Annotated in this window: 9 protein-coding genes; 7 read left to right on the forward strand and 2 right to left on the reverse strand. The window is 73.8% G+C overall.

Annotated features, from left to right (window positions below; genetic code table 11):
* The coding region (locus tag GUY60_RS27490) for an MFS transporter (RefSeq protein WP_161702539.1) at positions 1-1322 on the reverse strand (1322 nt) is incomplete at its 3' end.
* 70 nt (positions 1323-1392) lie between these two features.
* On the opposite strand from GUY60_RS27490, the gene GUY60_RS27495 reads away from it, so the two are divergent.
* Positions 1393-2367, forward strand: coding sequence for a GlxA family transcriptional regulator (locus tag GUY60_RS27495; RefSeq protein WP_161702541.1), 975 nt, complete (start codon positions 1393-1395; stop codon positions 2365-2367).
* Positions 2368-2395: 28 nt separating this feature from the next.
* Here GUY60_RS27495 and GUY60_RS27500 read toward each other — a convergent pair whose 3' ends face one another.
* The gene (locus tag GUY60_RS27500; protein WP_161702542.1) at positions 2396-3943 is read right to left on the reverse strand and encodes an aldehyde dehydrogenase (NADP(+)); all 1548 of its coding nucleotides are present in this window, start codon (positions 3941-3943) and stop codon (positions 2396-2398) included.
* Between the two features lie 176 nt (positions 3944-4119).
* On the opposite strand from GUY60_RS27500, the gene GUY60_RS27505 reads away from it, so the two are divergent.
* The 6 genes from GUY60_RS27505 (at position 4120) to GUY60_RS27530 (ending at position 10048) form a co-directional block, all read left to right on the forward strand.
* On the forward strand, positions 4120-4893 hold the full coding sequence (locus GUY60_RS27505; protein WP_161702544.1) for an IclR family transcriptional regulator: 774 nt from the start codon (positions 4120-4122) through the stop codon (positions 4891-4893).
* Position 4894: 1 nt separating this feature from the next.
* Positions 4895-5380 (forward strand): GNAT family N-acetyltransferase, encoded by a 486-nt coding sequence (locus GUY60_RS27510; protein WP_161702546.1) that lies wholly within the window; start codon positions 4895-4897, stop codon positions 5378-5380.
* A gap of 96 nt (positions 5381-5476) precedes the next feature.
* A complete protein-coding gene (locus tag GUY60_RS27515) occupies positions 5477-6556 on the forward strand; it encodes a hypothetical protein (RefSeq protein ID WP_246235751.1) in 1080 nt (359 codons plus the stop codon).
* Complete coding sequence (locus GUY60_RS27520; RefSeq protein ID WP_312866444.1) at positions 6553-7854, forward strand: sensor histidine kinase; 1302 nt, start codon at positions 6553-6555, stop codon at positions 7852-7854. The genes GUY60_RS27515 and GUY60_RS27520 overlap by 4 nt, the downstream gene beginning before the upstream one ends.
* Entirely contained in the window at positions 7851-8549 is a 699-nt protein-coding gene (locus tag GUY60_RS27525; RefSeq protein WP_161702548.1) for a response regulator transcription factor, read from the forward strand. The genes GUY60_RS27520 and GUY60_RS27525 overlap by 4 nt, the downstream gene beginning before the upstream one ends.
* Before the next feature lie 53 nt (positions 8550-8602).
* A complete protein-coding gene (locus GUY60_RS27530; RefSeq protein WP_161702550.1) occupies positions 8603-10048 on the forward strand; it encodes a peptidoglycan D,D-transpeptidase FtsI family protein in 1446 nt (481 codons plus the stop codon).
* The last annotated feature ends 17 nt before the right edge of the window (positions 10049-10065 follow it).

Below are 10065 nucleotides of genomic sequence, written 5' to 3' on the forward strand. Positions count from 1 at the left end.
GTGCTGAACCCGGTGGCGGTCAGGGCGCCGAAGGCGGCGATGCCGAGGCCGCCGGAGACCTGGCGGGCGGAGTTCAGGACGCCCGCCGCCACTCCGGCGCGGTCCGCCGGGACCGCCTCCATCACCGCGGCCGTGAGCGGCGGGACGGTCAGGGCGCAGCCGAGGGCCAGCGGGACGAGCAGGAACGCCAGGAGCAGCGCGGGCGTCGAGGTGTCGGCGTACAGCAGGAGGAGCAGGCCGAGGACGGCGAGGGACTGGCCGACGAGCATGGGCAGGCGGGGGCCGTGGCGGGAGGCGAGCTTGCCCGCGAGGACGTTGGTGACCGCGATCAGGCCGGTCATGGGCAGGAACATCAGCCCGGCGAACAGCGCCGAACGGCCCTGGACCTGCTGGAAGAAGAGGCTGAAGACGAAGATCACGCCGTAGAACGCGACGCTGCACGCGGAGCCCGTCGCGACGGCCACGGCGACCGCACGGTCGCGGAACAGGCCGAGCGGCACCACCGGGTGGGCGTGCCGGGACTCGATCCACAGGAACAGCGCACCGGCCACGGCGGCGAAGGCCCCGGCGACGAGTCCCGTCGCACCGCCCTCGATGACGGCGAAGGTGAGTGCCGTGAGGGCCAGCACGGCGGTGAGCTGGCCCGGCAGGTCGAGCGGGGCGGGGCGGCGCTCCGAACGGGGGGCGCGGACGAGCAGGGCGAGGGTCACGGCACCGAGCGGCAGGTTGATGAAGAAGATGCCGCTCCAGTCCCAGGCCGTGGTGAGGGCGCCGCCGACGACCGGGCCGAGGGCGACGGCGACCGAGCCGCCGGCCGCCCAGAGCGCGACAGCGCGGGCCCGTGCGGCGGCGTCGGTGTGGGCCTGGCGCACCAGGGACAGCGAGGCGGGCAGGACCACGGCCGCGGCGATGCCCTGCACCACGCGGGCGGCGATCAGGAAGCCGAGGGACGGGGCGAGTCCGCAGGCCACGGAGGCTGCGGTGAACAGGGCGATGCCGAGGGCGTAGGCGCGGGTGGCGCCCGCCCGGTCGGCGAAGGCGCCGGTGGAGAGCATCAGGGCGGCGAACGCCAGGGTGTACGCGTCGACCACCCACTGGAGGCCGGTCATGCCGCCGCCGAGCGCGTCGCCGATGGCGGGCAGCGCGACGTTGACGACGGAGGCGTCCAGGGTGATCAGGGCGAAGCCGAGGAGAGCGGCGACCAGGGTGAGGCGCGGGGAGGGCCGCTTCGTGGCACTCAACTCGGCCTGGGTAGCGGTGTGTTGAGGTGAATCGGGGTGGTCTTCGGCGTCGGTGGTGGCTGGGTCGGTGGTGGCTGGCATGGCTCAAGGCTGCCGATCTTCGCGGCCGTACAGTAGTGGCCTGAATGCCATACGTCCGGAGGTTCTGGCCATGCCCTCGCCGCACCGGGTCGCGGTGATCGCGCCCTCGCCCGTGTCGATGTTCAACCTCGCCATTCCCGAGCTGCTTTTCGAGCAGGTCCGGGTGGACGGCGGTCCGGGGTACGAGGTGGTGGTCTGCACCGCGGAGCCGGGCCCGGTCACCACCACGGGCGGGCTCGAACTCCGGGTGGCCCGGGGCCTGGACGCGGTTCTGGACGCGGACACGGTGATGGTCGCGGGCACCGGCCACCGGTACGCGCCGGACCCGCGCGCGGTGGCCGCGGTGCGCGCGGCGGAGGCGGCGGGCAAGCGGATCGCGTCGCTGTGCAGCGGCGCGTTCGTGCTTGCCGAGGCGGGGCTGCTGCAGGGCCGGGCGGCGACCACGTACTGGGGCCTGGCCGACGAGCTGCGCCGCCGCTACCCCTCGGTGAACCTCCAGGGCGATGTGCTCTACGTCCAGGACGGGCAGATCATGACGGCGTCGGGGTACGCGGCGGGCATCGACCTGTGCCTGCACATGATCCGTACGGACTACGGGGCCGCGGCGGCGAACGCGGTGGCCCGGCTCGCCCTGGTCGCGCCGGTGCGGCCGGGCGGCCAAACCCAGTTCACGCAGACCCCGCTGCCGCCCGAGCGGGGCACGGCGGGCAAGGACACCCGGGGGTGGGCGATGCTCCACCTCGACCAGGCCCTGACCCTCGCCGACCTGGCCCGGCACGCGGGGGTGAGCGTGCGGACGCTGACGCGGCGGTTCCACGCGGAGACCGGGGTCAGCCCTTTGCAGTGGCTCCTGCACCAACGCATCGAGCGGGCCAAGGAGTTGCTGGAGACCACGACCCTGCCGATGGACCAGGTGGCGCGGGCGTGCGGGCTCGGTACGGCGGACTCGCTGCGCCAGCATGTGCACCGGCGTGCGGGGCTCACGCCGTCGGCGTACCGGGCGAGCTTCAGCCGGATCGCGACCGGGGCACCCAGGACGGGCTGAAAAATTCAGCCCGTCCGGCGCTTGAGGACTACACGACAGGCTCCATGCGCCCGTCGACGCGGCGCGGCAGCCCCAGCGGGTTGCCGTCGCGCAGCTCGGCCGGGAGCAGCGCCTGCGGGGTGTTCTGGTACGCGACGGGCCGCAGCCAGCGTTCGATCGCGGTGCCGCCCACGGAGGTCGACGTGGAGGTCGTCGCCGGGTACGGGCCGCCGTGATGCTGGGCGGGGGCCACCGCGACCCCCGTGGGCCAGCCGTCGACGAGGACGCGTCCGGCGAGCGGGGTCAGCTCGGCGAGCAGCTCGGCGCCCCGGCCGCCCTCGCCCGCCGCCTCGGCCGCCGAAAGGTGCAGGGTCGCGGTGAGGTTGCCGGGCAGGCGGGACAGGACGGCGGTGATCTCGGCGGCGTCGGCGTACCGCGCGACGACCGTGACCGGGCCGAAGCACTCCTCCAGGAGCAGGTCGTGCGGGCCCTCGGCGGCCAGGCGTGCGGCGGGGACGGTGAGGCAGCCGGCGCCGACGGTGTGCTCGCCGCCCGCTCCGGGTGTCACCGGGGCGTCCACGTCCGGGAGTTCGGCCCGCGCGCGCACCCCGTCGACGTACGCCGCGCGCATCCGGTGGTCGAGCAGGACGCCCGCCTCGACCTCGCTGACGTCACGGGTGAGGGTCTCGATCAGCCGGTCGCCGTCCGCGCCCGCGGGGACGAGGACGAGGCCGGGCTTGGTGCAGAACTGGCCGACGCCCAGCGTCAGGGAGCCCGCGAGTCCGGCGCCGATCTCCGCGGCGCGCTCGGCCGCGGCGGCCTCGGTGATCACCACCGGGTTGAGGGAGCCGAGTTCGCCGTGGAACGGGATGGGGTGCGGGCGCGCCGCGGCCGCGTCGAAGAGGGCGCGGCCGCCGCGTACCGAACCGGTGAATCCTGCCGCGGCCACCAGCGGGTGCTCGACCAGGCGCAGGCCCGCGTCGAAGCCGTGCACCAGGCGTACGACGTCACCGGGCAGGCCGACGCTCTCGGCGGCGCGGCGCAGCGCGTCGGCGCAGAGCTCGGCCGTGGCGGGGTGGTCCGGGTGGGCCTTGACCACGACCGGGCAGCCCGCGGCGAGGGCGCTGGCGGTGTCGCCGCCGGGCACCGAGAAGGCCAGCGGGAAGTTGGAGGCGGCGTACACGGCGACGACGCCGAGCGGCACCTTGTAGCGGCGCAGGTCGGGCCAGGGCGGGGTCTGCGCGGCGTCGGCGTGGCTGATCAGCACGTCGAGATACGTGCCGTCGGCCACCACGTCCGCGAAGGACCTCAACTGGTAGGTGGTGCGGGCGAGTTCACCGGTGAGGCGGCCGGGTCCGAGCGCGGTCTCCGCGTCGGCGGCCTCGATCACGTGCTCGGCGCGCTCGTCGAGCAGGTCGGCGGCGGCCCGCAGGAACGCGGCGCGGGTCTCCCGGTCGGCGAGCGCGGCCCGCGCGCCGTGGGCGGCGCGTACGACCTGGTCGACCTCTTCGGGGGTGGCTTCCACGGCAACCTGCTCGCGCGGCTTCCCGGTTCGGGGATCCACACTCCAGACTGGTGCGGGGACAGGTGCTGCCACGGCCGGTTCCTCCTGGTGTGACCAGATGTGACTGAATGTGCCGCCACGTGGTGGCCCGTGTATTTTGCCGCCGACATGGCCCCACTCACCAGGGCGTTCGTTATGGTGAACGTCGTCTCCGAGGGTGAATGGTGAAGTCGGAGGCTATGTGCAGGCGAACGAAGGGGTCAAGGGCGATGTCGGCTGCCGAGGCCAGCGGTGGGGCGCAGGTCAAGTCCGCTGTGCGGACCGTGGAGTTGCTGGAGTATTTCGCGGGCCGCCCCGGAATGCACTCGCTCGCCGCCGTCCAGGAGGCCGTCGGCTATCCCAAGTCCAGCCTGTACATGCTCCTTCGCACGCTCGTGGAGCTCGGCTGGGTTGAGACGGACGCCACAGGGACGCGGTACGGGATCGGGGTGCGGGCGCTGCTCGTGGGCACCTCGTACATCGACGGTGACGAGGTCGTGGCGGCCGCCAGGCCCACCCTCGACCGGCTCTCCGACGACACCACGGAGACCATCCACCTGGCCCGCCTCGACGGGGTCAACGTCGTCTATCTCGCGACCCGCCAGTCCCAGCACTATCTGCGGCCCTTCACCCGCGTCGGCCGCCGGCTGCCCGCGCACTCCACCTCGCTCGGCAAGGCGCTGCTCGCCACCCACACCGACGAGCAGGTGCGCAAGATGCTGCCCGAGACCCTCTCGCCGCTGACCGAGCACACCCTCACCGACCGCGAGCAACTGATCGAGGAGCTGCGGCAGATCCGCGAGCAGGGCTTCGCCGTGGACCGCGAGGAGAACACCCTCGGCCTGCGCTGCTTCGGCGTCGCGATCCCGTACCGGACGCCCGCGCGGGACGCCATCAGCTGCTCGGTGCCGGTGGCCCGGCTCACGCCCGCGCACGAACAGATGGTCAAGGACGCCCTGTTCGACGCCCGCGACCGGCTGACGCTCGCCACCCGGAGGCTCTGACATGTTCCCGACGACCACGCCCGAGGTCGCGCTGCGCCCGGTGCACGACAGTGATCTGCCGGTGTTCTTCCGGCAGATGAACGACCCGGAGTCGGCGCGCGTCGCCGCGTTCGTCTCCCCGAAGACCGCCGACCGTGACCTCTTCCACGACCACTGGAACGGCATCCGCGCCTCCACCGCCGTGGTGCGCACGATCCTCGCCGACGGCGATGTCGTCGGGCACGTGGCGGTGTACGGCGATCCGGGCGAGCGCGAGGTGACGTACTGGGTGGACCGTCCCTACTGGGGCCGTGGCATCGCGACGGCCGCGCTGCGGGCGCTGCTCACCGAGGTCACGGAGCGCCCGCTGCACGCCCGCGCCGCCGCCGACAACACCGGCTCGGTCCGGGTCCTGGAGAAGTGCGGCTTCACCGTGACGGCACACGAGAGCGGTTACGCCGAGGCGCGCGGCGCGGAGATCCCCGAGTACGTACTGCGCCTGGACTGAGCGCGTCCGGGGTGGACGCGCTCTCCCCCGCGCGGCGGAGGCGGTTCGTCTCCGGGCAGGACGTGTGCGCGGGCCCGGTCCGCGAGCGTGGACGGCATGACACAGCACACCGCACCCGTATCCGTATCCGTATCCGTACCCGAAGTCGACCGCCCGGACGGCACCGCCCACCCCGCCCGCGTAGGACCGCTGCTCCGGGCCGCCCGTGCCGTCGCCGTCCTCGCCTGTCTGCCGTACGTCGGCCTCAAGGTCTCCTGGATCGCGGGCGGCGAACTCGGGATCCCGCCGGGCAGTTCGCTGCTCGACCACCGCGCCACCATGGCCGTCGCCAACGGCCTGACCGTCCTCATGGACGCGGCCGTCGTCGTCCTCGCGCTGCTCCTGACCCGGCCGTGGGGGCTGCGTGTCCGGGCCTGGCTGCTCGTCCTGCCGGTGTGGGTGGCGACCGGACTGCTCGCGCCGATCATGGCCGGGTTCCCGCTGCAGCTCCTGGTACGCGCCTTCGGCGGCAGCGTGGCCACCTCGGGCGAGGGCGCGCGCCAGTTCCTCGACCCGTGGGTCTTCGGTGTCGTGTACGGCGGGTTCATCCTGCAGGGCCTGGCGCTCGGCGTGCTGTTCGTGGCGTACGCGCGCCGCCGCTGGGGCCACTTGTGGCAGGGCACCGTGCGGGATCTGCCCGCGCACGCGCCGACCGGGCCCGCGCGCCGCGTCGCCGCCACCGCCACCGCCGCCCTCGCCCTGGTGCCGGTCACGCTGCACGCGCTGTGGGGGTCGGGGGCGACGGCCGGCCTGAACGCCTCGACGGTCGCGGAGCGTACGAGCGACGGCTACGCCCTGGAGTGGATGCACACCGGCTTCGCCGCCGCCACCGCGGCCGGTGTCCTGATGCTCGCCTTCCGCCGCGGCGGCGCCCTGGCCGTGAAGGTGCCGCTCGCCCTGGCCTGGGTGGGCTCGGGCGCCCTCGCCTGCTGGGGCGGCTGGCTGTCCCTGGCCGCGCTGACCGGCGTCGACGACCTCGCCGACCAGCCGTCCGCGCTGCTGCACCTGACCTACGCTGTCCAGATGATCGTCGGCATGCTGGTGCTCACCATCGGCGCGCACTTCTTCGCCGAACGCGCCTCGGAACACGCCTCGGAACATGCCGCAGAACGTGCCGCGGTCCGGCGCGCGGGGTGACCGTACGGGGCGCGGCGGGCGCGCTGTTCGGGCGGCGGGTCCGGCTGCGCTGGCTCCATCTGGTGCTCGGCGGCGCGCTGTTGATGCCGTACCTGCTGGTGGCGGCCGTGGCGGTCGGGCCGTTCTTCCCCGGTGAACCGCTGCTCTTCGGCTCCCTCGCGTTCCAGCTGAGCTGTTGCGCGGTGGCCCTGCCGCTCGCCGCGCTCACCGCGCTGTTCCCGCTCGCCCGGCCACTGGCGGCGGGGGCGGTACGGACGCTGTGCGAGGTGCCGGGCGAGCGGCTCGCGCAGGGGCCGGCCCGGTCGGGGGCGGCGCGGGGGCGTACGGCGCTCTGGTACGCGCTGCACCTCGGCGTGGGCACGGTGCTCAGCGGCATGATGCTCGCGACGCCGCCGTTCGCGGTCGTCCTGCTCGTCCTGCCGTTCTTCGCGGGGCTGCGGGACTCGCGGTACGGCCTCGACCAAGTCGCCGGTCACCCTTGGGCGTTGGCGCTCACACCGCTCGCCGGTGTCGCCCTGCTGCTCGCGCTCGCGGCCTGCGCGGCGGCGGCCGGGGCGCTGCTCGCCCGCTGGGCGCCGGTGCTGCTCGGGCCGACCCCGGCCGACCGGCTCGCGGCGGCCGAGGCGCGCGCGGCCGATCTGGCGGTGCGCAACCGGCTCGCCCGTGAGCTGCACGACTCGGTGGGGCACGCGCTCAGCGCGGTCACGCTGCAGGCGGGCGCCGCCCGCCGGGTGCTCGACAGCGACCCCGCCTTCGTACGCGAGGCGCTCGCCGCGATCGAGGACACCACCCGGCGCACCGTCGGCGAACTGGACGCGGTGCTCGGCCTGTTGCGGGCGGGCGACGGGGTGACGGAGGAGAGCGGCGCCGTCGATCCGGCGGTACGTCCCGCTCCGGTACTCGGCGCCGACCTGGACGGGCTGCTCGCCCGTACCCGGGCCGCGGGCCTTGCCGTCGAGGCGGCCGTCGACGCCGGCCTGGCGGCGCTGCCCGCGCTCGTCGCCCGCGAGGGCTACCGGATCGTGCAGGAGGGCCTCAGCAACGCCCTGCGGCACGCCCCCGACGTACCCCTCGCCCTGCAAGTCACCCTGGCTGACGGCCAGTTGGAGCTGACCCTGACCAACCCGGTGCCGTCCGCCCCCGCGCCGAGTACCGCCACCGCGCCGCGCCCCGGCGGTGGGCGCGGTCTGCGTGGCATCGAGGAACGCGCCCGGCTGCTCGGCGGCAGCGCGCGCTCCGGCGCCGCCGACGGCACCTGGACCCTGTGCGTACGACTGCCCGTGGAGGACCGCTCATGACAGAAGCCACCGTCGCCCCGGCGCTGCGCGTCGTGCTCGCCGACGACGAACGCATGGTGCGCACCGCCCTGCGGGTCATCCTCGACGCCGAGCCGGACATCGAGGTGGTCGGGGAGGCCGCGAACGGCACCGAGGCGGTGTCCCTGGTGCGGGCCCGGCGGCCCGATGTGGTCCTGATGGATGTGCGGATGCCGGAGACCGACGGCATCCGCGCCACCGAGCAGATCCTCGCCACACTCGACGAGCCGCCCCGCGTCGTAGTCGTGACGACCTTCGAGAACGACGCGTACGTGTACGACGCGCTGCGCGCCGGAGCGTCAGGGTTCCTGCTCAAGCGGGCCGACGCGGACGAGCTGGTGCAGGCGGTGCGCCTGGTGGCGCGCACGGACTCGCTGCTGTTCCCGGCCGCCGTACGCGCCCTGGCCACCGCCCACGCCCCGGCGCGCGCGACGCCTCCGGCGTGGGTGCGGCGGCTCACCGGGCGCGAGGGCGAGGTGCTGCGCCTGATGGCCACCGGCCGCACCAACGCGGAGATCGCCGACGTGATGGCCGTGGGCCCGGCGACGGTGAAGTCGCATGTGGCGGCCGTGCTCGCGAAGACGGGCGCCAGGGACCGCACCCAGGCGGTGATCGCGGCGTACGAGGCGGGTTTCGTCGGCGGGTCCGAGACCGGGTCCGAGATGAAGAGTTCCTGAGAAAGTCGCGCGGGCGGAACACAGCGGTTCGCCCGGTTCGTCTTCTCGTTGCGATGAACAAGACGATCAGGCGCGCCTCCGTCTTCTCACTGCTCCTCGTGCTCGCCCTGCTGCTCCGGGCGACCTGGGTGCAGTTCTACGACGGCGAGGCGCTCGCAGACGACCAGCACAACCGACGGAGCGCGATCGAGCAGTACGCGTACCCGCTCGGGAACATCGTCGTGGCCGGTGAGCCGGTCACCGGTTCCGAGCGGACGACCGGCAGCGATCTGAAGTACAAACGCGCGTACACGGACGGCTCGCTGTACGCGGCGGTCACCGGGTACAGCTCGCAGGTGTACGGCGCGACACAGCTGGAGGGGATCTACCGGGATGTCCTCGACGGCACCGACAACCGCCTCAAGAGCCCGGCCGACGTGGTGACCCGCAAGCGCGCCGACCCCGGCGATGTGGTGACGACCATCGACCCTGCGGTGCAGAAGGCGGCGTACGAGGCGCTGGGCGACACCAAGGGGGCGGCGGTCGCCGTCGATCCGGGCACCGGCGAGATCCTCGGCATGGTCTCCACCCCGTCGTACGACCCGTCGAAGATCAGCGGGTCCACGGACGGCGATGCGTGGCAGGCCCTCAGTGAGGACCCGGACAAGCCGATGGTGAACCGTGCGCTGCGCCAGCCGCTGCCGCCCGGATCGACGTTCAAGCTGGTGGTTGCCGCGGCCGCGCTCGAGGACGGGCTGTACTCCTCGGTCGACGAGCGCACCGAGAGCCCCGACCCGTACACCCTGCCCGGCACGAGCACCGTGCTGCGGAACGAGAACGCGGCGGCGCCGTGCGAGAACGCCACGATCCGTACCGCCCTGCAGTACTCGTGCAACACCGTCTTCGCGAAGATGGCCGCCGACCTGGGGCAGGACAAGGTGCGGGAGACGGCCGAGAAGTTCGGCTTCAACGACGCCGAGCAGGACGTGCCGGTGCGGGCCTCGCAGAGCGTGTACCCGTCGGACATGGACAAGGCGCAGACCGCGCTTTCCGGTATCGGGCAGTTCGACGTGACGGCGACGCCGCTGCAGTTGGCGATGGTCTCGGCGGCGCTCGCCAACGGCGGTGAGCTGGTCGGCCCGCACCTGGTGGACCGGGTGACGGACGGCGACGGCTCGACCCTCGACGACCTCTCCGACTCCGGGTCGACGCGGGTGGTCAGCGAGCGCACCGCCGGTCAGCTGGCGTCCGCGATGGAGACGGTGGTCGACAAGGGCACCGGCACCAACGCGCGCGTGCCCGGCCTGACCGTGGGCGGCAAGACGGGCACGGCGCAGCACGGCGAGAACAACTCGAAGACGCCGTACGCCTGGTTCACGTCCTACGCCAAGGACTCCAGTGGCAAGCAGGTCGCGGTGGCCGTCCTGATCGAGGACTCGGGCGCCGCCCGCTCCGAGGTCAGCGGCAACGGCCTGGCGGCGCCCGTGGCGAAGGCGATGATGGCGGCCGCGCTCAAGTAACGGCCGGGGTCAGGTGG

The sequence above is a fragment of the Streptomyces boluensis genome (genome assembly GCF_009908195.1).
Lineage (GTDB): Bacteria > Actinomycetota > Actinomycetes > Streptomycetales > Streptomycetaceae > Streptomyces > Streptomyces boluensis.